This is a genomic window from Cupriavidus sp. 05N39 (assembly GCF_056397325.1).
In genome coordinates this window covers 196,807-221,167 of record NZ_JBFTNE010000001.1, presented here as the reverse complement: position 1 = coordinate 221,167, position 24,361 = coordinate 196,807, and the positions used below count along the sequence as shown (strand labels likewise).

The 24,361-nt window shown below is 67.8% G+C and carries 20 protein-coding genes; 14 read left to right on the top strand and 6 right to left on the bottom strand.

Annotation, left to right across the window (positions count from 1 at the left end; genetic code table 11):
• The first annotated feature begins 240 nt into the window (after window positions 1-240).
• From AC1DN0_RS00945 to AC1DN0_RS00900, 10 genes are all read left to right on the top strand, one after another.
• Window positions 241-1,839 carry an exonuclease domain-containing protein gene (locus AC1DN0_RS00945; protein WP_441633318.1) on the top strand — a complete coding sequence of 533 codons (1,599 nt, stop codon included), beginning with the start codon at window positions 241-243 and terminating at the stop codon, window positions 1,837-1,839.
• A gap of 25 nt (window positions 1,840-1,864) precedes the next feature.
• A complete protein-coding gene (locus AC1DN0_RS00940; protein ID WP_441633316.1) occupies window positions 1,865-2,269 on the top strand; it encodes an SRPBCC family protein in 405 nt (134 codons plus the stop codon).
• Window positions 2,270-2,554: 285 nt separating this feature from the next.
• Entirely contained in the window at window positions 2,555-4,072 is a 1,518-nt protein-coding gene (locus tag AC1DN0_RS00935; RefSeq protein ID WP_441633314.1) for an amidase, read from the top strand.
• A 49-nt stretch (window positions 4,073-4,121) separates the two neighbouring features.
• Window positions 4,122-5,462 carry an MFS transporter gene (locus tag AC1DN0_RS00930; protein WP_035860456.1) on the top strand — a complete coding sequence of 447 codons (1,341 nt, stop codon included), beginning with the start codon at window positions 4,122-4,124 and terminating at the stop codon, window positions 5,460-5,462.
• A gap of 77 nt (window positions 5,463-5,539) precedes the next feature.
• Complete coding sequence (locus AC1DN0_RS00925; protein ID WP_441633312.1) at window positions 5,540-5,971, top strand: hypothetical protein; 432 nt, start codon at window positions 5,540-5,542, stop codon at window positions 5,969-5,971.
• Window positions 5,972-6,459: 488 nt separating this feature from the next.
• Window positions 6,460-7,455: an ABC transporter substrate-binding protein gene (locus tag AC1DN0_RS00920; protein ID WP_441633310.1), complete on the top strand. Its 996-nt coding sequence runs from the start codon at window positions 6,460-6,462 to the stop codon at window positions 7,453-7,455.
• 75 nt (window positions 7,456-7,530) lie between these two features.
• A complete protein-coding gene (locus AC1DN0_RS00915; protein WP_477145473.1) occupies window positions 7,531-8,568 on the top strand; it encodes an aromatic ring-hydroxylating dioxygenase subunit alpha in 1,038 nt (345 codons plus the stop codon).
• A 62-nt stretch (window positions 8,569-8,630) separates the two neighbouring features.
• Entirely contained in the window at window positions 8,631-9,485 is an 855-nt protein-coding gene (locus AC1DN0_RS00910; protein WP_441633323.1) for an ABC transporter ATP-binding protein, read from the top strand.
• Window positions 9,486-9,499: 14 nt separating this feature from the next.
• Window positions 9,500-10,294: an ABC transporter permease gene (locus AC1DN0_RS00905; protein ID WP_441633306.1), complete on the top strand. Its 795-nt coding sequence runs from the start codon at window positions 9,500-9,502 to the stop codon at window positions 10,292-10,294.
• Window positions 10,291-11,730: an amidohydrolase family protein gene (locus AC1DN0_RS00900; RefSeq protein WP_441633304.1), complete on the top strand. Its 1,440-nt coding sequence runs from the start codon at window positions 10,291-10,293 to the stop codon at window positions 11,728-11,730. The genes AC1DN0_RS00905 and AC1DN0_RS00900 overlap by 4 nt, the downstream gene beginning before the upstream one ends.
• Window positions 11,731-11,743: 13 nt before the next feature.
• Here AC1DN0_RS00900 and AC1DN0_RS00895 read toward each other — a convergent pair whose 3' ends face one another.
• Window positions 11,744-12,931 carry a citrate synthase family protein gene (locus tag AC1DN0_RS00895; RefSeq protein WP_441633302.1) on the bottom strand — a complete coding sequence of 396 codons (1,188 nt, stop codon included), beginning with the start codon at window positions 12,929-12,931 and terminating at the stop codon, window positions 11,744-11,746.
• A gap of 125 nt (window positions 12,932-13,056) precedes the next feature.
• Here AC1DN0_RS00895 and AC1DN0_RS00890 point away from each other — a divergent pair, with 125 nt between their 5' ends.
• Complete coding sequence (locus AC1DN0_RS00890; protein WP_441633300.1) at window positions 13,057-14,469, top strand: CoA transferase; 1,413 nt, start codon at window positions 13,057-13,059, stop codon at window positions 14,467-14,469.
• A gap of 10 nt (window positions 14,470-14,479) precedes the next feature.
• Here AC1DN0_RS00890 and AC1DN0_RS00885 read toward each other — a convergent pair whose 3' ends face one another.
• Both AC1DN0_RS00885 and AC1DN0_RS00880 read right to left on the bottom strand, forming a co-directional pair.
• Window positions 14,480-15,121, bottom strand: a complete 642-nt coding sequence (locus tag AC1DN0_RS00885; protein WP_441633298.1) for a LysE family translocator — start codon at window positions 15,119-15,121, stop codon at window positions 14,480-14,482.
• 94 nt (window positions 15,122-15,215) lie between these two features.
• Entirely contained in the window at window positions 15,216-16,208 is a 993-nt protein-coding gene (locus AC1DN0_RS00880; RefSeq protein ID WP_441633296.1) for a Bug family tripartite tricarboxylate transporter substrate binding protein, read from the bottom strand.
• Between the two features lie 252 nt (window positions 16,209-16,460).
• On the opposite strand from AC1DN0_RS00880, the gene AC1DN0_RS00875 reads away from it, so the two are divergent.
• Complete coding sequence (locus AC1DN0_RS00875; RefSeq protein WP_441633294.1) at window positions 16,461-17,762, top strand: MASE1 domain-containing protein; 1,302 nt, start codon at window positions 16,461-16,463, stop codon at window positions 17,760-17,762.
• Window positions 17,759-18,985 carry an alpha/beta fold hydrolase gene (locus tag AC1DN0_RS00870; RefSeq protein WP_477101864.1) on the top strand — a complete coding sequence of 409 codons (1,227 nt, stop codon included), beginning with the start codon at window positions 17,759-17,761 and terminating at the stop codon, window positions 18,983-18,985. Before AC1DN0_RS00875 ends, AC1DN0_RS00870 begins: the two co-directional genes overlap by 4 nt.
• Here AC1DN0_RS00870 and AC1DN0_RS00865 read toward each other — a convergent pair.
• The 3 genes from AC1DN0_RS00865 to AC1DN0_RS00855 all read right to left on the bottom strand — a co-directional run bounded on the left by AC1DN0_RS00865 (window position 18,982) and on the right by AC1DN0_RS00855 (window position 23,339).
• Entirely contained in the window at window positions 18,982-21,351 is a 2,370-nt protein-coding gene (locus AC1DN0_RS00865) for a patatin-like phospholipase family protein (RefSeq protein WP_441633290.1), read from the bottom strand. The two genes, AC1DN0_RS00870 and AC1DN0_RS00865, sit on opposite strands and share 4 nt — an antisense overlap.
• A gap of 273 nt (window positions 21,352-21,624) precedes the next feature.
• Entirely contained in the window at window positions 21,625-22,605 is a 981-nt protein-coding gene (locus AC1DN0_RS00860) for a pyridoxamine 5'-phosphate oxidase family protein (protein WP_441633288.1), read from the bottom strand.
• A 65-nt stretch (window positions 22,606-22,670) separates the two neighbouring features.
• Window positions 22,671-23,339, bottom strand: a complete 669-nt coding sequence (locus AC1DN0_RS00855; protein ID WP_441633286.1) for a glutathione S-transferase family protein — start codon at window positions 23,337-23,339, stop codon at window positions 22,671-22,673.
• Window positions 23,340-23,450: 111 nt separating this feature from the next.
• Between AC1DN0_RS00855 and AC1DN0_RS00850 the strand changes: the two genes are divergently transcribed.
• Window positions 23,451-24,341 carry a LysR family transcriptional regulator gene (locus AC1DN0_RS00850; protein WP_441633284.1) on the top strand — a complete coding sequence of 297 codons (891 nt, stop codon included), beginning with the start codon at window positions 23,451-23,453 and terminating at the stop codon, window positions 24,339-24,341.
• The last annotated feature ends 20 nt before the right edge of the window (window positions 24,342-24,361 follow it).

Here is a 24,361-nt window from a genome sequence, read left to right as displayed (position 1 = left end):
ACTTCAGTTCGCCGCGCCTTTCGCGCCGCCAACCACCCTGCCAACCCCGCAACCCTTGTCCCGCCTGCTTTGCAGCGCGGTAGTTGTGTTGCGAGGGGGCGAATCTTAAGGGAGCCCCTCGGCCATGGCAAGCGTTTTCTGAAATTTCTTCAGAGCGGTTTGTGACGCTGTGATGAAGCCGGCTGCCGAGCCCCGGCGCAGGGCAGCTTCCGCGTGGCTGCAATCTATTAGAATCAACGGATGCCTGACCTCTCCATCTACCAGCCCTCGCGCCAGCCGGCCAACACGCCCTGGCACCTGGATGCGCAAGCGCTGGCCGACGCACTCTCCCGCCCCATCGTCTTTGTCGACCTGGAAACAACCGGCGCCGACGCCACCCGGGACCGCATCACCGAGATCGGCGTGGTGGAAGTGGGGCCGGACGGTATTGTCGAATGGGATACCCTGGTCGATCCCGGGATCGGCATCCCACCCTTCATCCAGCAACTGACGGGTATCACCGATGCCATGGTGCGCGGCAAGCCAAGCTTCGAGTCGCTGGCGGAGAGCCTGGCGGAGCGGCTGCAGGGCAAGCTCTTCGTCGCCCATAACGCACGCTTCGACTATGGCTTTCTCAAGAATGAATTCCGCCGCGTTGGCGTGACGTTCCGCGCCGACGTATTGTGCACCGTGCGCCTCTCGCGCTCGCTGTTTCCGTCGGTGGCGCGGCACGGCCTGGATGCCTTGATCGCCCGGTTCGAATTGCAGCCCAAGGGCCGGCACCGGGCCCTGGCCGATGCCGAACTGCTGTGGCAGTTCTGGCAGAAGATCCACGAGCTCTATACGGTCGATCTGGTCGAATCGGCGGTGCGGTCCCTGGTCAAGCGCGCAAGCCTGCCCGCCGGCCTGGAGGAAACCGCCCTGGATGACGTGCCCGATACCGCCGGTGTGTATCTCTTCTACGGCGACCAGGATATGCCTCTCTATATAGGGAAGAGCATCCACCTGCGCCAGCGCATTGGCGCGCACTTTTCCAGCGATCATCGCGCCGCCCTGGAAATGCGGCTGGCGCGCGCCGTGCGCCGGGTGGAGTGGCGGGAGACTGGTGGCGAAGCGGGAGCGCTGCTGCTGGAAGCGCACCTGATCAAGACGCTGCAACCACTGCACAACCAGAAGCTGCGGCAGACTGCAGGGTTGTTTTCCTGGGAACTGGCGCCCGGGCTGAGCGCGCCTATGCTGCGCTCGGATCGCGACACGGATTTCAGCCGCCACCCTAACTTATATGGCGCCTTTCCCAGCCGGGCGAGCGCCGAGGCGCGCCTGGCCGAACTGGCGCAAGCCCATCAGCTTTGCCAAGCCGCGCTCGCCCTGGAAAAGACGGTGCGGCGGGGCCTGCCCTGCTTCGCCCGCCAGCTGCACCGTTGCCTGGGGGCATGCACGGGCGACGAATCGCTGGCGTCGCACCGCGAGCGTGCCGTGATGGCCCTGGCGGACCTGTCGCTGCGGCCCTGGCCTTTCGCGGGTGCCGTGGCGTGGCGCGAGCAGGATGGCGCCAAGGCGTGGTGGCATGTGCTCGAGGACTGGTGCTACCTGGGCACCGTGTCCACGCTGGATGAAGCAGCCGGCCTGTTGTGCGCGCCCGCACGCTTCGACCCGGACACCTACCAGATCCTGGCGCCCAGGCTGGCGGCTTTGCTGGCCAGCGCCGTGCCGCTGGAACACGTCCGGCAATTCGAGCTTCAGGCGCCCTCGATGCCGCGGCGCGAAACGCAGCGGACAGCCCCCGTATCCCCAACCGGCACACGCCGGCGCCGGCCATCCAGCCCGGACCAGCAAACCCTGTCSTTCTTCGAGCACTAGTAGTACCCCAAGGCGGAGCGAGACCATGGCCAAGCAAAGCGACTATCTCAGCCTCGGCATCGATATCGATCTGCCTGCCGCCACCGTCTCCGCCTTCCTTGCGGTCCCCGAGAACTATCCCCGCTGGGCCAGCGGGCTAGGGGAGCTGTCGCAGCAGGCGGATGGCACCTGGTCAACGCTCACGCCCCAAGGCCCGATGCAGGTCCGGTTCACGCCCCCCAACCCCTATGGCGTCGCCGACCACTATGTGCAGCCGGCGCAGGGCGAGGAAATCTATATCCCGATGCGCGTGATCGCCAATGGCGACGGGGCCACCCTGCTGTTTACCTTGCTGCGCAGTCCGGGCGTCAGCGATGCCCAACTGCAAGCGGACGCGGAGTGGGTCCGGCGCGACCTTGCCGCATTGAAGGCGTTGCTCGAACAGCGGTAGTGCTCCTGGCCGGCTATCCTCAAACCGCTCAAGCCAAAACGGTATACCAAAATCGCAAAAGACGCGCCCTATCAAGGTGCGCATCCTCCGCGCGGACTCGCTTTCCAGCGCCGAATTTGTGCCGCTTTCTGTTGCATTGCACCAGAAAGCGGCGGTTCGCGGCGGTCTGAATATTTGCCTTGCCCTCTGCAAATCAATGAATATAGTATACCGAATTCGCGGAATCCCGACAGCCCCCAATCCCGTGCCTCGTTGGCAAGGGACCCCACAAAACGGAGCGCCAGCGTGACGCGGCAAGATATTCCAACGACCGATGTCCAGCAGCCAGAAGGGTGTTTCCTGCCCTTGTGGGAAGCCGCCGAGCTACTGGCCAAAGGCCATGCCAGCGCGCAAGACCTAGTGAACTGGTGCGAAGCCGCCTATACCGCCTCGCACCACGAGATCAACGCCATCATCCTGGCGGATTTCCCCAACGCCCGCGCCGCGGCCAAGGCCAGCGACGAACGCCGCCGTCGTGGAGCGCCGCTTGGCGATCTGGACGGCATCCCCTTCTCCATCAAGGAGTCCTTCGACGTAGCCGGCTGGCCCACCACATGCGGCAGCCCGGCCCAGCGCGGCAACATCGCGGCCAACGACTCCGCTGTCGTCGAGCGTTTGCGCGCGGCCGGCGCCGTACTGCTGGGCAAGACCAATGTGCCGATCGGGCTGCGCGACTGGCAAAGCTACAACGCCGTCTACGGCACCACCCGCAACCCGCATGATCCGGGCCGCACCCCTGGTGGCTCGTCCGGCGGCAGCGCCGCGGCGGTCTGCGCTGGCATGAGCTTCTTCGACGTGGGCTCCGACATCGGCTCCTCGCTGCGCAACCCGGCGCATTACTGCGGCGTGTTCTCCCACAAGAGCAGCCACGGGCTGGTGCCGCTACGCGGCCACGGCATCGGCCACGGCTATGGTGAGCAGGAGATCAACGTGGCGGGCCCGGTCGCGCGCAGTGCGCGGGATCTCGAACTGCTGCTGCACGCACTCGCGGGGCCGGACGGCAGCGACGCACTGGCCTATCGCCTGGCGTTGCCGCCCTGTGACAAGCACACGCTGGCCGACTTCCGCGTCGCCGTGCTATCCAGCCATCCGCTTTGCGAGGCCGACACGGAAGTCAGCGACGAGATCGAAAGGCTGGGACGCTGGCTGGAGAGCCAGGGCGCGCAGGTACGGTGGAATGCCCGCCCGGACTTCGATGCCGCAGCCCTGTGGCACGCCTATGTGCTGATGCTGCGGGCGACGACGTCGATCCATATGGATGACACCAGCTTCGACACCGCGCTGGCCCATGCCGCCGGCGCCGCGCCCGAAGACCATAGCTATGCGACGCTGCAATTCACGGGCGCCGGCATCCGGCATCGGCAATGGCTTCAACTGCAGCAGGCTCGGGCCACCTTCGCGCAGTCCTGGCAACGTTTCTTCGGCGAGGTGGACGTGCTGCTTTGTCCGGCCGCCGCCACCACGGCCTTTGCCCTGGACGAGGCGGGCGAGCCGTGGCAGCGCACGCTCCAGGTCAACGGCCGGGCGCAACCGCTCACCAGCCAGTTGTTCTGGGCCGGGCACTCCGGCCTGTGCGGCCTGCCCTCGACGGTGGCACCGGTCGGCCCGGGCCGCGGCGGCCTGCCGGTGGGGGTGCAGATCGTCGCCGGACGCTTCGCCGACCTGACCTCGCTGCGTTTTGCCCAGTTGCTCGAAGCAGCGGGTTTTGCCTTCCGGCCACCGCCGGTCCAGTCCCTCAAGGTGCCACGCGCCCCGGCGCGATAACAAAACCAACGCACCGCCCCCCAATTCGAAACGATTCGAAGGAGAGATCATGTTCGCCTGGTTCAAGGATTTATCGACAATGGAGCGCAAGGGCTTTTACGGCGCGTTCCTCGGTCATGCGGTCGACGTGTTCGACTTCATGATCTACTCCTTCCTGATTTCGACCCTGCTGACCCAGTGGGGCATGAGCAAGTCGACCGCCGGCGCCATCGTCACGTGGACCCTGGTGTCTTCGCTGGTGGGCGCCATCGGTGCGGGCATCCTGGCCGACCGCTACGGCCGGGTGCGTGTGCTGCGCTGGACCATCGTGGTGTTCGCCGTGGCCTGCTTCCTGTGCGGACTGGCCAGCACGCCCGAGCAGTTGCTGGTCTTCCGGATGCTGCAGGGCCTGGGCTTTGGTGGCGAATCCTCTCTGTGCATGGTGCTGGTGACGGAGATGATCCGCAACCCCGCGCACCGCGGCAAGTATTCCGGCTTCACCGCCAGCAGCTATTCCTTCGGCTGGGGCGCGGCGGCGATTGCCTACGCCATCACCTTCAGCCTGTTCCCGGCTGAAACCGCCTGGCGCGTCTGTTTCTTCCTGGGCATCCTGCCGGCGCTGGTGGTGATCTACCTGCGCCGCAACCTGGAAGAGCCGGAGGTCTTCATCAAGAGCCAGGCCGAACGCGCCGCGGGCGGTGCGGCCGATGCCCCTTCCGCATGGCAGCAACTGGCGCGCCTGGGCCGCCGGCCGTTGCTGGGCAAGACGCTGTTGTGCAGCCTGTTGTCGGGCGGCATGCTCGGCGCCTACTATGCGATTGCCACCTGGCTGCCAACGTTCCTCAAGACCGAGCGCGGGCTTTCCGTGTTTGGCACGAGTTCCTACCTGGCGATGACCATCTTTGGCTCCCTGGTGGGTTATGTGGCGGGCGCCTATGCCACCGACCGCTGGGGCCGCCGCCTGACCTACATCGCCTTTGCCGCGGGCGCCTTCGTCATGGCGCTGGTCTATATGGTGATCCCGGTTTCAAACACGTCGATGCTGTTCCTGGGTTTCCCGCTCGGCGTGCTGATGCAAGGCGTGTTCGCCGGCATCGGCGCCACCATCTCGGAGTCTTATCCCAACGACATCCGCGCCACGGGCTATGGGGTGTCATACAACATAGGGCGCGTGATCGGTTCGCTCTTCCCGCTGACGGTGGGATGGCTGAGCACCGGCCGTACCTCGCTGCCGCTGGCCATCGCCATCGTCGCCGGCGTGGGCTACATGATGGTGATGGGCGCCGCCTTGCTGCTGCCGGAAACCAGGGGCATGGATCTCGGCCAGGCCGGAGGCGGCGACAACCCGCACGAGCCGTCCGCGGACGCGGACAAGATCGTGCTGGCGCCTTCTGTGGGCAAACCCGCATAAGCGGCGCCGGGTTGCTTGCGGCGGGGCGGGGCGCTGGGATAGTCTGCGCAGAGGGGGTTGCCCCCTCTGGAGCCGCCATGTCCGCTGTCCGCCGTCTCGCCGCCTCTCCTCGTTTCCTGCTGACACCATTGGCCGCCATCGCCCTGGGCGGCTGCGCGAGCGTCGAAGAATCCGCCATGCAGCGCGTGCTGGCTTCCTGGAAGTCGGCGCCGATCGAGCAGGCCAAGGCCCAGTGGGGCCCCCCGCAGGCGGTGCAGGCCGTGCCGGGCGGCACCGCTTACCTGTGGACCGAGGAAGTGCCGCCGGCTCGCGCGCCGGGCAGCGGCCCGCGCGATGCGCGCGCGCCCACGTCGCCCGAACCATTGCAGACGCCAGGCCAGTGCCAGCGCCGCCTGATCGCCGGCCCCAACGGCATGGTCATTGGCGGCGACTGGTCAGGCAACGCCTGCTGCCTCACCACCATGGTCGGCCGCTGCGGCGCGCTGGTCAGGAACAGTACCGGCAGCTGAGCAGCGGCCGCGCGCGGCGCACACCGATCTGGTGCATGCATCGCACCGCGCATGACCCAACATGCACCATGGCTATCCGGCGGCGCCAGCCAGCATGTGCAGTCTCTTGCCGTGGGTGTTGGCACAGCTCTTGCTGAACAACCTGTCGAGTAGAAGCGGTTAACGCCGACGCGTTCCCCAAGCGGGCAAATGCGTACCGGCGTGGGACATTGCTCTCGCGACCATTTGGTCGCACGCCCAGTTGCCTCGCCAGGCGAGACATCCGGGCGTTTGGATCCGGTCACAAGGCCGGGACGAGAGAAAAGAGAGCGCCCACGATGTCCCTCATCCTCAAGCCCTTATTCCATTGCGCAGGCGCATTGCGCGGCAATCCCTCCGCTCGCGTTGCGCCAGCGCATGACCATGCGCGGCGCACGCTCGCCGGTGCCACCCCGCCTGTTGCAGCCCTCGCCAGCATTTGCCCCACACCTGTCCGCCAAGGAGCCCCCATGAAGACGCCCTCCCCATTGCGCCGCCTGTTGATCGCCGGCGCTTGCGCCATGCTCACGTTCGCGGCCGTCCCCGCCACCGCGCTGGCCGCCGACAAGGTGACCTTCCTCACTTCCTGGTATGCCCAGGCCGAACACGGCGGCTTCTACCAGGCCGTGGCCAAGGGCATCTACAAGAAATACGACCTGGATGTCACCGTCCGCATGGGCGGCCCGCAGGTCAACGGCATGCAGATCCTCACCAGCGGGCAGGCCGATTTCCTGATGGGCTACGACTTGCAGGTGTTGAAGGGCGTGGAGCAAGGCGTGCCCGTGACCACCGTAGCAACCTCCTTCCAGACCGACCTGCAAGGCATGATGACCCATGAGGACGTCAAAAGCCTGGCAGACCTGAAAACCCGCACGGTGCTGGTTTCCACCTCCGGACGCACCACGTGGTGGCCGTGGCTCAAGGGCAAGTACAAGCTCGAAGAATCCCAGTCCCGCGTCTACACGTTCAATCTGCAGCCCTTCTTCGCCGACCCGCATTCGGCGCAGCAGGCCTATGCCTCGTCAGAGGTGTTCTCGGCCAGCAAGGCCGGCGCCAAGACGCGCTTCTTCCTGTTTGCCGACGATGGCTATCCGCCCTATGGCACCACCATTGTCACCATGCGGAAAACCGTCAAGGAGAAGCCGGACGTCATTGCCCGCTTCGTCAAGGCGACCATGGAAGGCTGGAAAAGCTACCTCGCGGACCCCGCCCCTGCCAATGCGCTGATCAAGCAGGAGAACCCGAACATGAAGGACGACCAGCTCGCCTGGGGCGTGGACAAGCTCAAGGAGTACCGCATGGTGAGCGGCGGCGACGCGGCCCGCTACGGCATCGGCGTGATGACCGATGCGCGCTGGCAGAAGACGCGCGACTTCATGGTCGGCGCCGGCCTGCTCAAAGCCGATACCGACTGGAAGCAAGCCTACACCACGCAGTTCGTGAAGGACCTGAAGATCATGCCCTGATGCCGTGATGCCGTAACGCACTGCGCGGCACCGCTGTCCGAGATCAAAGATCACCCCCCATACAAGGATTCTGCAATGCTGGTCACTCAACAACCCGTCCTGCGCCGCTTCTGGTACGCCCTGATGCCYATCGCCATGCTCGACGACGGCCCCAGGCCCTTCACCCTGCTGGGCGAAAACCTGGTGCTGTGGAAAGGTGCCGACGGCAAGCCCGCTGCCCTGCAGAACCGTTGCTGCCACCGCACCGCCCGTCTCTCCAAGGGCTGGGTCAACGACCGCGGCGACATCGTCTGCGGCTACCACGGCTGGGAATACAACTGCGCCGGCGCCTGCGTGCGGATTCCGCAGGCGCCGGATAACGCCATCCCGTCTGGCGCGAAGGTGCAGGCCTATCACGCGCAGGAAAAGTATGGCTACGTCTGGGTGGCGCTGGAAGATCCGCTGCAGCCCATCCCCGATTTTCCGGAGGATGGCGATCCCGCTTACCGCCGCATCTTCCAGTTCTACGAGAAATGGAACACCAGCCCGCTGCGCGTGATGGAGAACGCCTTCGACAACTCGCACTTCAGCTTCGTGCACCGCGCCAACTTCGGCCTGTCCGAACAGCCCAAGCCCGAGAAGTACGACTTGCAGGCACGCGAATGGGGCTTCGAGGCCGAGACGCTGGTGCCGATCCGCAACATCGATGCCGGCCACCGCGTTACCGGCACCACCGAGCCGATCACGCACCGGCATATGTTCAACCGCTGGGACCTGCCCTTCACGCGTCGCTTTGGTTGCATCTATCCGGCCAGCGGGCGCCACCACATCATCTACAACTGCGCCACGCCGATCGACGACAAGAGCGTGATGCTGTCGCAATGGCTGTACCGCAACGACAGCGAGGAAGACTGCTCGACCCAGGAACTGATCGACTGGGATGCGCCCATCGTCGGCGAGGACCGCGAGATCCTGGAAGCCACCGACTACGACGCCTGCGTCGACACGCGCCGCCGCGTTGAATTCCACATGGAGTCCGACAAGCCCGGCCTGTTGATGCGCAAGATGCTGATGGCGCTGTTCACGCAGCACGGTGAGAAGGAAGCGTTCCGCATTCCCGTGGTACGCGGCTGAACCGGGTAGCCCCGCACAGACTCAATACGGAGACCGTCATGAGCGCCCTCTTTCGCAGTGCCATGCAGACCCCAGGCCCGGGCCCCGGTGGCATCGTGTCCGGCATCGCCCGCGATGCCGGCGCGCCCCTGCTGCTCGCCAACCAGGTCGAGAAGACCTACCCCAACGGCACCGTGGCGCTGGAACGCGTCAGGCTGGCGATCAAGCCCGGCGAGTTCGTCTCGCTGCTGGGCCCGTCCGGCTGCGGCAAGAGCACCTTGCTCAAGCTGTTTGCCGGGCTGGAAACGCCCTCGGCGGGACATCTGCGCTGGTGGGGCAATCCTGCCCTGCCCACCGCCTCCGATGCCGCCGGGCGCACGCTGGCGATGGTGTTTCAGGAAGCCACCCTGATGCCGTGGGCGCGCGTGGCCGACAACGTGCGGCTGCCGCTGGACCTGGCACGCATGCCGCGCGCCGAGGCCGGCGAGCGCGTCCAGCGCGCACTGGCGCTGGTGGGACTGGGCCGCTTCGGCACGGTCTATCCGCGCGAATTGTCCGGCGGCATGCAGATGCGCGTGTCGATCGCGCGGGCACTGGCGACCAACCCCGATCTGCTGCTGATGGACGAACCCTTCGGCGCGCTCGACGAGTTCACCCGCAACAGGCTCGATGCAGACCTGCGCGCGCTGTGGGCAGAACGCGGCCTCACCGTGGTCTTCGTCACGCATAGCATCTACGAGGCGGTCTACCTGTCGAGCCGGGTGGTGGTCATGGCGGCGCGTCCGGGCCGGGTGATCGCCGATGTGACGATCGAAGGCCCCGAGACGCGCGACGAAGCCTTCCGCGTCTCGCCCGCCTTCATGCAGTACTGCGCGCAGTTGTCGGCGCTGCTCACGCAGGCCAACACCGGCATCGATCCGGACGCACACCCGCGATAACCAGGAGCCCCTCCATGAATCCCCCGCTACTGTCGCGCCCCGCCGTACAGCGCGTGGCCGCCCCGCTTGCCGTCGGCGCGCTGCTATTGCTGGCGTGGCAAGGCATCTGCACGGCGCTCGCCGTCCCCGCCTACCTGGTGCCCACGCCCGCCGCCATCGGCCATGCGCTGGTGGAAGACTGGAGCCTGCTGTCCGGCTCGCTGTGGGTGACGCTGCGCATCACGATGCTGGCGTTCGCGCTGGCGGTGGTGGCCGGTACCGCCGCGGCCTTTGTGTTCGTGCAAAGCCGGCTGATCGAGGCCAGCCTGTTTCCCTATGCCATCCTGCTGCAGGTAACACCGGTGGTGGCGATCGCGCCACTGATCATCATCTGGGTCAAGGAGCCGACGCTGGCGCTGGTGATCTGCGCCACCATGGTGGCGGTGTTCCCCATCATCTCCAACACGGTGCTGGGCCTGCGCAGTGTCAACCCCGGGCTGCTCAACCTGTTCCGCATCAACCGCGCGAGCCGCTGGGACACCCTGCGCCGGCTGCGCATCCCGAGCGCGCTGCCGTACTTCTTCGGCGGGCTGCGCATTTCGTGCGGGCTGGCATTGATCGGCGCGGTGGTGGCGGAATTCGTGGCGGGCACCGGGGGCACCGGCGCGGGCCTGGCTTACCAGATCCTGCAAGCGGGTTTCGCCCTCAATATCCCGCGCCTGTTCGCCGCCCTGTTCCTGATCACGGTGACGGGCGTCGCGCTGTTTGGCGCAATGGTGGTGATATCGCGCATGGCGCTGTCCCACTGGCACGAAAGCGAGCTCGCATGAAGCCGAACCCCACCATCCTGATCCGCAACGCCACCGCCATCCTCACCGGCCTTGCCGGCGCGGGCGAGCGCCATGCCGGGCCGGACCTGCGCGTGGCCGGCTGCACCATCGAAGCCATCGGCCGGCTCGACCCGCGCCCCGGCGAGCAGGTCATCGACGCCACGGATTGCGTGATCTACCCGGCTTGGGTCAACACCCATCATCATCTGTTCCAGTCGCTGCTCAAGGGGGATCCGCCGGGGCTGGACCTGACGCTCACGCCCTGGCTGGGCGCCACGCCCTACCGCTTCCGCGGCGCCTTCGACGAAGCGTCCTTCCGGCTTGCGGCCCGCATCGGCCTGGTGGAACTGGTGCGCAGCGGCTGCGGCACCGTCGCCGATCACAACTATCTCTACTATCCGGGCATGCCCTACGACAGCTCGGCCATCCTGTTCGAGGAGGCCGAGGCGCTGGGACTGCGCTTTGTCCTGTGCCGCGGCGGCGCAACCCGCACGAGGCAGCTCGAAATCGACCTGCCGCAGGCGCTCCGCCCCGAAACGCTCGACCAGTTCCTGGGCGATTGCGAGCGGCTCACCGCGCGCTACCACCAGGCCGCGCCGGACGCGATGCGCCGCGTGGTGATGGCACCCACCACGCCGCTCTACTCGATGTCGCCCAACGAATTGCGCACCAGCGCGCGCACCGCGCGCCAGCTGGGCATCCGCCTGCACAGCCATTTGTCGGAGACAGTGGAGTACCAGAACGCCGCGTGGGAAAAATACCAGACCACGCCGGTGGCCTTCTGCGGCGAGCACGAATGGCTGGGGCCCGATGTGTGGTTCGCCCATCTGGTCAAGCTGGGCGCCGGCGAAATCCGCCAGCTCGGTGCCACCGGCACGGGCATTGCGCACTGCCCGCAGAGCAATGGCCGGCTGGGCAGCGGCATCGCCGATATCCCGGCGCTGGAAGCCGCAGGCGTGCCAGTGTCGATCGGCGTGGACGGTGCCGCCTCCAACGAAGCGGCCGACATGATTTCGGAAACACATGCCGCCTGGCTGCTGCAGCGCGCGCGGCGTGGCCACGGCGCGCTGCCGCGCGCCGAAGGAGGCAGCCATGAGGGCGGCGCCGATGCCGCGCGCGTGGAGGACGTGGTGCGCTGGGGCACGGCCGGCGGTGCGGCCGTGCTTGGCCTGGATGCGGTCGGCACGCTGCAGCCGGGCAAGGCGGCCGACCTTGCCGTCTACCGCCTCGACGACCCGCGCTGCTTCGGCTTGCACGATCCGGCCATCGCGCCGGTGGCCAGCGGCGGGAGGCCGGCGCTGCGCGCGCTGCTGGTGGGCGGGCGCGTGGTGGCAGAGCACGACGCGATTCCGGGCCTCGACCTTGCGGAGCTTGGCGCGCAGGCGCGCGAGGCGGTGCGGCGCTTGCAACAGCGCGCGGCGGAGCTTGCCGCCTGACAGGAGGCGGCGTTCACGCCGGAGCCGGACGCGGGCCGACATAGGCCGCGCGCGGCCGGATCAGCTCGTCATCGGAGCGCTGCTCCAATCCGTGCGCGATCCAGCCGACCGAACGCCCGAGCGCAAACAGGCCGAAGGCCGCGCCGGGCGGAAGGCCCAGATGCCTGCGCAGCGCCACCAGCGCGAAATCGATCGATGGCCGCTGCCCCACCAGGGAAAAAGCGACGTCGATCAGTGCCTGCCATTCGGGATGATGCGGGAGTATCCGCGACAGCAGGCCAATGGCCCGGATATCGCCGGCAGGATAGAGGTGATGGCCAAAACCCGGCAGGCCCTCGCCGCGGGCGAGCCGCTCGCGCAGCTTTGCGGCGGGCCGGAGGTCGCCCAGCTCATCCCAGAGTGCCTCCACGCGCGCCGTTGCACCGCCGTGCCGGCCGCCGGTCAGCGCGGCCAGGCCAGCCACCACCGAAGCGCGCAGGCTGGCGCCGGTGGACGCCACGCAGCGGGCCGTGAAGCTCGACGCGTTCAGCTCATGGTCGGCGCATAGCACCAGCGCCATGCGGATCAGCGCCGCACCCTCGTCGTCCACCTGCCAGGCACTGGCGCACTGCCGGTGCACGGGGGTGCTGGCGGGCGCCGTGCCCAGCAGGCAGGCGGCCAGCAGCCGCACCAGGACGCCGCAGCCCGCGGCAAGCCGCTCCGGCGATGCCTGCCACTGCGCGGTGGGGTCGTCCTCGCTGGCGATGGTGAACAGGGGCAACAGCGCCTCCTCGCAGCGTTGGCCGGCGAAGGCCGCCTGCATCGCGGCAAGGTGCGCCGGCGGCGATGGCGGCACGGCGCCAAAGGCGGCCTCCACAGGACATTGCCAAAGCCGCGCCGCCACCGCTTCCACCGTGTCGGATGCGGCGAGCGCCACGGCATTGTTGCCGCGGTAGTAAAGCTGCCCGTCCTCGATCAGCGTGATCCGCGATTCCAGCACCGGCAAACCCCAGTTCAACGTGGCCTTGGCCACTTCGCGGGGCTTGCGGCCGCGCGTGCGCTGGCCCGCCAGGCGCTCCACGTCCTCCGCGAGATAGCGGCTTTCGCGATGGGTTTCCCCGTCGTGCGCGTGCAGCAGGCCGCGGCTGACATAGGCGTAGAGCGTCTGGCGGGACACGCCAAGCGCGGCGGCGGCTTCGCCGGAACTCAGGTAGCGGGACATGGCGGTCCAAGTGGAAAGGAGCAACTAGTTGATTAAGATAATCAATATTGACTATTAAGACAAGAAGCCTATCCTGCAAAGCACTTAGCCGCTGACCCACCACCGAACGACAAGCGAGAGCCGTCATGCCAAACCCCGAATACTCCCCGCCATCGGCCCCGAACACGGCGAAAGCAGGCACCAACTTCCTGGGCGAGATCTGGCAGGGCATGCACGGTGACGCCGCCTGGCCCGAGCACGTCGCCATGACCGGTACGGGCAACCTGCCGTCGGTCTTTCCGGTCACCCCCCTGGCCACGGCGGCCGTCGGCGCCGCCGGGCTCGCCGTTGCCGGATTGATCCACCAGGCGCACGGACGGATGCCGCGGGTCGAGGCGGACCAGCGGCTGGCATCGCTGTGGTTCGGCACTTCGCTGCGGCCGCAAGGCTGGGAACTGCCGCCGCAATGGGATGCCGTGGCCGGCGACTACAGGGCGGCCGACGGCTGGATCCGGCTGCACACCAACGCCCCGCATCACCGCGACGCCGCCCTCGCGGTGCTCGGCGTGCCGGCCGACAAGGCGGCGGTCGCTCGGGCCGTCGCGCAATGGGAAGCCAGCGCCCTGGAAACCGCCATCGTCGGCAACGGCGGGTGTTCGGCAGCGATGCGTACGCAGGCGGAATGGGTGGCACATCCGCAGGGAAGGGCCGTCAACAGCGAACCGCTCCTGCACTGGACGACCCACGCCACCGGCGACCGGCCGGACTGGGCCATTGCGCCGGACCGCCCCTTGCGCGGCATTCGCGTGCTGGACCTGACCCGGATCCTGGCCGGCCCCGTCGCCACCCGCTTCCTGGCCGGATTTGGCGCCGATGTTCTCCGCATCGATCCGCCCGGCTGGGAAGAGCCCGGCACGGTTCCGGAAGTCGTTCCCGGCAAGCGTTGTGCCCGGCTCGACCTGAAAAACGCGGCGGACCGGCATGTGCTTGAGCGGCTGCTAAGCCAGGCCGACGTACTCGTGCACGGCTACCGGCGCGAGGCTCTGGCGCGTCTTGGCCTGGACGCGCGGCGGCGCAGGGAGATCAATCCCGGACTGGTAGACGTGTCGCTCGATGCATATGGGTGGACCGGTCCGTGGACAGGCCGGCGCGGCTTCGACAGCCTGGTGCAGATGAGCACCGGCATTGCCGATGCGGGCATGCGCGCCGCGGGGCTGGACCGCCCCGGGCCGCTGCCCGTGCAGGCGATCGATCACGCGACTGGCTACCTGATGGCGGCAGCGGCAGTGCGCGGTCTGGCGCAGCGCATCGCCACAGGCGCCGGCTGCGAAGTGCGGGCATCGCTGGCGCGCACCGCGCATCTGCTGGTGTCGGGTAGCGCCACGCAGGGCGAAGCAGCGGCGCTGGCAGCCGAAACGCCTGCCGATCTGGCGAACACCGTGGAGGAAACCGCATGGGGACCGGCGCTACGCATCAAGCCGCCGGTCATGGTGCAGGGCGCACCGATGCACTGGGAGCGTCCGGCGGGGCGGCTGGGCACCTCGCCTGCGCAGTGGTAGCGGGCGTCTCTCAGGCAGCCTTGCTGCGCAGCCGGAGCATGCCCAGGCCAAGGGCGACAAAAGCGCCACCGGAAATACGGTTGAACAGCCGCACGCGGCGGACATCGGAAAAACCGCGCTTCATGCCGCGCGCCACCAGCACATAAAAGGTATGCGACAGCAAGGTGCAGACGGAGAAGGTCGCGGTCAGTACCAGGAACTGCTCCAGCACCGGTGCGTTGCGCGTCAGGAACTGCGGGAACAGTGCCGAGAAGAACAGGATGCTCTTCGGATTGGTCACGGCCACGAGCACGCCGTGGCCGAAGAGCCGCATCGACGCACGCAAGCCCGTGGCCTGGCCGGGCCGGTCGACCACGGCGAACGCATTCGCGCCGCTGCGCCACTGCTTCACGCCGAGATAGATGAGGTAAGCCGCGCCGAGCACTTTCAAGGCGATAAATGCCGCGGCGGAACTGGTCAGCACCACGCCGAGGCCGGCCATGGCGACCGCCGACACCATGAACACCCCGGCGGCATTGCCAAAGGAGCCGAGCATGGCTCGCGATGGTCCCACCGACACGGAATTGGACACCGCCAGCAGCACCGCCGGGCCAGGCGTAAACGCCATGAACAGCGAGACGCCGCAAAAGACAAGCCAGTTGGACAAATGCATTTCCGCTCCTTGAAAGAGCTCCGGATGTTAAACCGGAATTCGCGCAACCGCATTCACCCCGACCGGCGTAGTGTCTTGGAGCGGCCACCTGCGCTTAGTCGATCTTCGCGCCCGAAGTCTTGATCACCTGTCCCCAGCGCTTCTGCTCCGCGGCAATGGTCTGCCCGAATGCGTCCGGGCCCTGCCAGGCTGCCTCGGCGCCTTGCTGCTCCAGCTTGGCGCGGGTGTCGGCCTCGCCCAGTACCGTCTGCAGCGCGCCCGACAGCCTGGCCACCACGTCCTTGGGCGTGCCGGCCGGCGCCAGCATGCCGTAGAAACCCACCACCTCGAAGTTCTTCAGCCCGGCCTCTTCCATGGTCGGCACATCGGGCAACGCGGGAGAACGGTGCTTCGAGGTCACCGCCAGCGCCCGCACCTTGCCGGCCTTGATGTACTGCGTGAAAAGCGGGATCGAATCGGCCATCATCTGCGCCTGGCCGCCCATCACGTCGGTCAGGGCCGGGGCGCTGCCCTTGTAGGGAATGTGGACAATGAACGTGCCGGAGGCCTGCTTGAACATCTCCGGCATCAAATGCGAGATGCCGCCGTTGCCACCTGAGGCAAAATTGAGCTTGCCCGGATTGGCGCGCGCGTAGGCGATGAACTCCTTGAGGTTGCGCGCCGGCACATTGTTATTGACCACCATCACCAGCGGAATCAGCGCGGTGCGGGCCACGGGTGCGAAATCCTGGGGCATGGCGTACGGCAGCTTGGGATAAAGCGAGCCGTTGATGGCCATCTGGCCGGTATTTGCCAGCAATAGCGTGTAGCCATCCGGTGCCGCCTTGGCGACAGCGTCCGAGCCGATATTGCCGGCCGCGCCGGCTTTATAGTCCAGCACCACCGACTGGCCCAGGATAGGCTGGAGCTTTTCGGCCAGGATGCGCGCGTGGGTGTCGACCGGGCCGCCCGGCGGAAAGCCCACCACCAGGCGGATCGGCTTTTCCGGCCAGGCGGCGGCGGCGGGAGCCGCGCCCAGAGCCAGTGGCAATGCGGCGCAGGCCAGCAGGCCGGGCAGGAATCCCATATTTAGTGTGTACTTTGTCATTTCGTCATTTCTCCTCGTATATATTGCGGCCTTGCCTTGCACGGCATCGACCGCCGCCGGCGCCGGCCTGGCTCGTGACCGGACACCCGATATTGTGACGTTTTTATTACATCAGGCCATGCCAGAGACCCTTGCCCGGGCTTATGATGCCCCTGCCCAGCCGCACCGGCAGGTCAGCCAACGTGCAGCCGGCATACCAGCCGATGGCCTGGCGCCGCATCAGAGCCAGGGACTCAGCCAAGGAAAGCCAACGTGAATCCAACCAACCGAGCGACCAATCGGGCCGTCGTCCTGTTTTTGTGGGCGGCGCTTTACTTCTGCTCCGGCTATATCTCGCACAAGCTCAATGGCCCGTTCTCAGCCACCGGCTATATCTGGCTGCCGGCCGGCGTGACCGTGGCCGCATTCATGCTGACGCCGATGCCGCGCTGGCTGGCGGTGGGGCTGGCCTTCTTTGCCGCGCAGATGCTGCTGGGCTGGGTGGAGGGACGCGACACCTTGCGGCTGATCCTGTTCTCGCTCGACGAAATCGGCAGTGCCGCGCTGGCGGTGGCGCTGGTCAGGCGCACGCACTTCTCGCTGGAAGGGCTGGCCTTCGTGCGCGGGCTGCTGATCGCCGGGGTGGTCAGCAGCGCCGTCAGCGCCGCGATCGGCGCGGGCTGGTTCACGATCATGCAGGACGTGCCGTTCTGGCGCACCGCGCGCGTGTGGGGCGCCGCCGACCTGGTGGGCGTGCTGATCGTCACGCCGGTACTGGCCGGCTGGTCGCGTTTTCGCGCCATGCGCTCAGGCGGCATGAGCGGCGGCGATTTCCTGTTCGGCCTGGGCGCCTTTGCCGCGCTGGTGCTGACCACCTTCTTTATCTTCGACAGGGAGATCCTGGCGCCGGTACCGAGAGGCGTGCTCTTTGCGCTGACCTATATCCCGTTGTTCTTCGCCGCGGTGGTGACGCTGCTGTGGGGAGGCCGGGGCGGTTCGGTGGCGGTGGCGATCCTGGCGCTCTTCGTGCTGGTCAATACCGGCCAGGGCGATGGCCCGTTCGCGGAAAGCGCGGCTCACCACGGCCGCTCCCTGCTCGAAGCCCAGCTCTACCTGGCCGTGGCGGCGTTGCTGACGCTCCTGATCAGCACGCTGCGCACCAGCCGGGAGCAGCTGCACGCGCAATCGGCACGGCGCCAGAACGATGTCACGCTGGCCCTGGCAGCCAGCAACCAGTTGGTCTACTGCCTGGACCCGCGCAGCGGCACGCTGCGCTGGAGCGGCGACGTGGAACGCACGCTGGGGGTACGCGAGGATACCTTCGCCAGCCTCGACGACGTGCTGGCCCACGTGCACCCCGACGACCGTGCCCAGGTACGCAGCCGCTGGCTGCGCGAGAGCGACGGCGAGAACCGCACCGACCTGCAGTTTCGCCTGATGCTGCCGGCCGGCGACTGCACCATGGTGCTCGATATGAGCGGCCCGCTGCTGGACGGCGACGAGTCCGTGGCCGTCATCGCCGGCGCATGGCGCCTGCAGGGCGCGGCCATCTTCGAGGAGCGCGACGCAGCATGACGGCTCCCAAGAGCGGCGGCACCGGTGCCCTGCTCATCCACGGCCTGGGCGGCACGCAGTTCGACCTCGGCCCGATGCACAAGGCCCTGCGGCGCGCCGGGGTGGAAACCCACGCGGTGACGCTGCCCGGCCACGCCGGCCGACCCGAGGACCTGGTGCCGGTGCGCGCCGAGCAATGGCTCGACACGGTCACGCAGGCCTACGACGAACTGGCCGCGCAATACGAGACATTCCATGTCATGGGCATGTGCCTGGGCGGCCTGCTGGCCCTGGCACTGGCCGAGCGCCGCCAGCACCGCAAGGGCCGGCTGGTGGCACTGGCCGCGCCGGTATATATCGACGGCTGGTCTACCCCCTGGTACCGCGCGCTGCGGCACGTGGTCTACCACATCCCCACGCTGCCCGCGCGCATGCGGGTGGAGGAAGATGAACCGTTCGGCATCAAGAACGATCTGGTGCGCGCCATCGTCAAGGCCAAGTTCGAGCGCGGCGACAACTTCCACTACCGCTGGGTGCCGCTGGCCTGCATCCGCCAGGTCGACCGGCTGCGCGGCTGGGTGCTGCGCGGCGCCCACCGCATCGCCTGCCCCACGCTGGTGGTGAATGCCCGCGAGGACGAGCTGACCAGCCTGCGCTCCGCCGACTTCCTGGACTCGGCGGTCCCCGACGTGCGCAAGGTGGTGGTGGAAAACAGCTATCACATGATCTGCGTGGACAACGACCGCGAGCAGGTGGTCAGCAGCGTGCTGGAGTTCCTCGGGTTCGATCCGGCGCAGGCGCGCCGCCCCGCGCGCGCCAGGGTCGAAGTGCCGATGAGCGAGGAAGCCGTCGCCGCGGTGGTCAACGAATACCTGCAGGCCCTTACCAGCGGCCACTTCGAGGCCATCTTCCCGCTGCTGGAGCCCGGCGTGCGCTGGCGTCACCACGGCGAGCATCCGCTGGCAGGCAGCTACGACGACCGCGACGCGGTGATCGGCATGTTCGCCAGGCTGCAGGCGCTGGCCGGCAAGACGGTGCGCATCGCCGTCACCGCGCCGCCGCGCATCGAGGGCAGTACCGCGGAAATCGACCTGGAGGCCTCCTCGGTCATGGACGGCGAAGCGCGCCACAGCCAGGGCACGCAAACCCTGCGCATGCGCAATGGCCGCATTTCGGCGGTGACTTTCCGGCCAAGCGATAGCACCGTAGCCGCCGCCGAAGCGCTGCCCGCGCCCGCGGGCTAGAACACGCGGCCCAGCTGCAGGTAGAGGTTCCACACGCCCTGCGGCGCCGCGGCAAAGCCGAAGTACAGCGGGCCGATCACGCTATTGCCGCCGATAAACAGGCTGGCACTGGTCTTGAACGGCCCGTTGCCGAAATTCCGGCGCCGCAGCCAGACATCGCCCGCCTCTAGGCTGGCGCCCACCACGGTGGTGCGCAGGCCCGGCAGGATGAACTCCCGCAAGTCGTTCAGGTAGGTCACGCGGCCGTACAGCAGGTAGTTGCCGGAAAACTGGTCTTGCGCATAGGCGGAAAGATGCTGGAAACCGCCCAGCGTAAAGCCCAGGCCGCCGCTGAAGCTGCTGTCGCTGCGATGGTCGCCATAGGTAACCGCGGCCTCGGCTGCCAGGTTCAGGGTGTGGCGGCCATAGCTGGTGGCCCACAGTGCCTTCGCATGGGCATCGTTGAAACGGTTGTCGGCGCCGCCGAAAGCCAGCTCGTTGGTCGCCAGCAGGTAGTAGCCTGTGCGCGGGAAGAGCGGATCGTCGAGCTGGTCGATGGTGAGCTGGGCACGCACGGTGGGCTGGCGCACACGGGCGTAGGGGAACAGCCGGCTGTTGCCGATGGGCAGGTTATAGACGGGCGAGTAGTAGACCTGTTGGTAGTTCACGCCCGCCCGGAACTCGCCCAGCCGGCCCAGCGGCACGCCCAGGTCCAGGCCCGCGACGGCGGTCTCGATCTGGTAGGCGGTGATCGGCTGGGTATTGCGGTTGGGCGCGCTGTCGCCATAGAGATCGATGTGCTTGCGCCCGTATTCCGCGTAGGGAGCGAGATAGAAGCCGAGCCGGTCGAATACCGGCTGGCGCAACTCGGTGTGCCACCTGGCCTGCTTGCTGCCCAGCACGATGTCATTGCGCCACTCCAGCCCGCCTTGCGTGAGCCACGGATAGCGATGCCCCAGTTGCAGGTTGAACACGCCCTGGCCATTGAAGGTGGTGGACACGCCAAAGCCGAACAGCAGGAACTGCGGACCCCAGGATTTCTGCTGCGCGTCGACCTTCAGCACATTGCGGCCATCCTCGGTGACGAGCTCCTGCGTCACGCTTTCGAAATCGCCCGATGTGGAGAGCTGCGCCATCTCGCGGTTAAGCGTGACCCCGTCGTAGTTGTCGCCCTCGTTCACGCCCAGGTATTTGCGAATGAAACTTGGCGGGATGCGGCCTTGCGACTGGATCTGGATGGCATCGATACGCACCGGACCCGCCATCGTCCCGGCTCCCTTGCGGGCCGCCAGGTGGGCCTGCCAGGCGTCGGCCGGCATCGCCAGCGACGCCAGCCGGGGCTCGGCCGCCAGCACCGCGTTCCAGCCGCCCTGGATGCCATCGTTGGCGCGCGAGAAGTCGGTGAAGGAAAGGTCGCCCAGCTGGGGCTCGATCAGCACGTCGCCCCGCCTGAGCTGCCCCTTCTGCGCACCCACGTTCTGGTTCATCAGGATGGTGACCATCTGTTGCGTCACCGCCGCCGGCGAGTCCAGGCTGTCGGGGTCGTCCAGCGGCGAAGCGATATTGACCGCGATGACCACATCCGCGCCCATGTCGCGCGCCAGTTGCACCGGCAGGTTGCTGACCAGCCCGCCGTCGACCAGCGTGCGCCCGTTCACCTTGATCGGCGCGAACAATCCCGGCACCGCCACGCTGGCGCGGATGGCGCGCGGCAGCGAGCCATGGTCGAGCACCACCGGGGCCCCCGTGCCCAGGTCGGTGGCAATGGTGCGAAACGGCGTCGGCAGCTTGTCGAAGCTGGCTTCGGCCGGCACCTGCACCGTCCAGTTCTGCAGCAGCGCCAGCAGGCGGTTGCCCTGCACCAGGCCGGTGGGCAGCTTGATCTTGCCGTCGCCGTAGCCGGCCGAGATCCCGATCGGGTATTGCAGGTCGTCCTCGCGCTGCGATTGCGGCAGTTCGGCACGCTCGTTGCGGTCGAAAGCGATATCGCTCAGGTTGATATGCGACAACCGCGCCTCCAGCTCGTCGGCCGACAAGCCGCTGGCGTACAAGCCGCCCACCACCGCGCCCATGCTGGTGGCGGCGATGCAGTCGATCGGCACCTGCATCTTCTCGAGCGCCTTGATCACGCCGATATGCGCATAGCCGCGCGCGCCGCCCCCGGACAGCACCAGGCACACGCGCGGGCGATGGCCCGGCGCGGGCGCGTCGGCAACGCCGGGTATGGCGGCGGATTCGACGGCATGTTCGGCGACATGCCCGGCGGCCGGAGCGGACTGCGGCGCCACGGCGAGCGCCGCGGCCAGGGCCAGCAGCACCGGGAGCACCGGATAACCGCGCACCAGCGAGCGCAGGCGGCAGGCAACGCGTGAAAGATAGCGGGACATGGACAAACCGCGGCAAAACGGGACAAGACGGTGAAATCGCCGCGCAGATGTGGCGGGGAAGGACGTCACGATAGGGCAATTGCCCGAGCTTGAACAGCAGCGCATGCACCGGGAAAGTGCCGCGATTCCAACACTTGCGCCAGCACCCGCCTCGCTGCCGCGCGGCAGCAAGGCGGAGTGCGCCCCGGCGCACAGCCTGGCAAGGGCGTCAAATGTATGCCGGATACAACAAAAGGAGCCGCTGGCAAGCCCGCCAGGGCCCCGTGCGCCGCCTCAGTGCTCCGCCGCAGCCTCCCAGCTGCCGGTTTGCGCCACCCACGGCGACATAGCCTCGAACTGCCAGCGCAGCGGCAGCACCCCCGAGCGCCTCACCACGCGCTCCACATGCAGGCGCACCAGCCGCTCGGCACCGTCAAAGCGCTCGACCTCCGGGCCTTCCCAGACGATTTCGCTGTGCCCGCTCAGGTGCAGCAGGCCGCCGCGCTCGAAATCCGGTACCAGCAGCCCGGCGCGCGGGTTGGCCACAAGGTTGCCAACGGTATTGAAGTAGTTGTTGCCGTTGAAATCCGGAAAGGTCACGGTCCGGGCGCCGTCGACCCGGACAAAGCCCGGCTTGCCGCCCCGGTGCGACACGTCCGCCCCGCCGCTGTGGCCAGACGCGGCATCGTGATGATGGGTGGCGATAAAGATCGTGTCGGCAGCGCGCAGCGCCTCCACAGCCTTGGTATCCAGGGCGTCGCCGTGCCACACGGCAGCGGTCCCGCTCTCGTCCGCGCCGGCCTCGCGCCAGTGCCGCAGCTGGATGTAGCGCGGGCAATTGCCGAAGCTCTGCTCCACCGCCACCGTCAGGCCGGTCTCGTCCTCCGCCGCAATGCGGCCGTTCATGCGGTTGCGGCGGCGCGTATGCAGCTCGATGCCGAGCAGGCCGATGTGGGCGCCGGCGCCCAGGGCATGCGCCAGCGGATCGTCCGCCAGCGGCCGCGCGGCAATGCGCAGGTGGTCGGGATCCGGCGCCTGCATAAAGCCCGGCGCGCCGCTCAGCACGGTGGCCCAGGGCATGCCCGCGGCGTCCACGGCCCCCACCACCACGAACGGCAACTGGGCGAAGAACAGGCGATGCTGCTCGGGCATGGCGGGCCGGACCACTCGCCGTCCGGCCACCTCCATCTTCTCGCGGCTGCCGGCGCGCTGCTGCACGGCCTGCTCCCCGGCATGAAAAGGCGATTCGGCATGCGGCCATCCTTGCAGGTCCATTTCATCCTCCTTTGCGGTGCGGTGCGGTGCGGGGCGGGGCGGGGCGGGGCGGGGCGGGGCGGCGCCTAAGCGACAGCCGCGAGGCCCACCGCCGAAACAGGCATCGGCACGAACCCCGGCAGCGCCTCCATCCTGTGCAGCCAGGCGCCCAGCGCGGGATACGGCGCCAGCGAGACATTGCCCTCCTCGGCACGCGCGATATAACTGTAGGCGGCCACATCGGCCAGCGTGGGCGACGCGCCGGCGAGGAACGGCGCCGCGGCCAGGATCGGCTCCATCACCGCGAACAGCCGCTGCGCGCGCGCAATGGCGTCATCGGCCGCCACCGGGGCACCGAACAAGGTTGCCAGCCGTGCCCGGGCAGGCCCGAAGGCGATCTCGCCCGCCGCCACCGACAGCCAGCGCTGCACCGCTGCCGCGCCCACCGGATCGCGCGGCAGCCAGCGGCCGTCGTCGTAGCGCATGGCCAGGTAGACCAGGATGGCATTGGAGTCGGCCAGCACGGTACCGTTGTCGTCGAGCACCGGAACCTGGCCAAAGGGGTTGAGCTTGAGAAAGGGCTCGCGGCGATGCTCGCCGCCCCGCAGGTCAACCTCCACGAGGCGGTACGGCAGTCCCAGCAGCGACAGCAGCAGGCGCACCCGGTGTGCGTGGCCGGACAGAGACATGTGATAGAGCACCAGCGGCTCGGCGGGGGGAGCGATCGTGGTGCTATCTGGGGGCGTGGCGGACATCTCGGTTCCTGGTGGTTGGGGGGATGAAGGTCATTCTGGGCGCCTTCCAGGATGCAATAAATGGGGCAGAATGCAGTTGACTACTCCATAAACCGTAGTAATGTGACACGCATGGACAAACTCCGCGCCATGCAGACTTTCGTCAAGGTGGTCGACGAAGGCAGCCTCACCGCTGCCGCCAGCGCCCTGCACACTTCCCTGCCGGCGGTGGTGCGCACGCTCGCCGCGCTGGAGGCGGAACTGCAGGTCCGGCTGCTCAACCGCACCACGCGCCGCCAGTCGCTCACCGACGAAGGGCGCACCTACCTGGATAGCTGCCGCCGCATCCTCGCCACCATCGACGAAGCCGAGGCCGTGCTGAGCGCGCGCCATGTCGAGCCGACCGGACAACTGGTACTGACCGCGCCGGTGCTGTTCGGCCAGATGCACGTGGCGCCGGCGGTAACCCGCTTTGTGCAGCGCTACCCCGCGGTGCACTGCCGGATGGAGTTCAGCGATCGCGTGGTCAACCTGCTGGAGGAACAGATCGACGTGGGCGTGCGCATCGGCCCGCTCGCGGACTCGACGCTGGTGGCCCGGCAGGTCGGCCGCATCCGCCGCGTGGTGGTAGCCACCCCGGACTTCCTGCGCGAGCATGGCGTGCCCGCCCACCCCGACGCACTGAGCCATGCCAGTTGCGTGCGCTTCATCGGCAATGCGGCGCACTGGTGGACTTTCCAGCAGGAAGGCCGCCCCTTCTACGTCGCCGTCAGCGGCAATCTCGAATTCAACCAGACGGCGCCCGCGGTGGCGGCCTGCGCCGCCGGCGCGGGCTTCGGGAATTTCCTGTCTTACCAGGTGGCGCCGCTGGTGGCCGAGGGAAAGCTGCGCATCGTGCTGGAAGCATTCGAGCAGCCGCCCTGGCCGCTGTCGCTGATCTATCCGAACGCGCGGCTGCTGCCGGCGCGCACGCGCGTTTTCGTGGACTGGATGAAGGACGAGCTGAGCCCGCAGTTCGGCTGAGGCGACAGCGCGTCCACGCC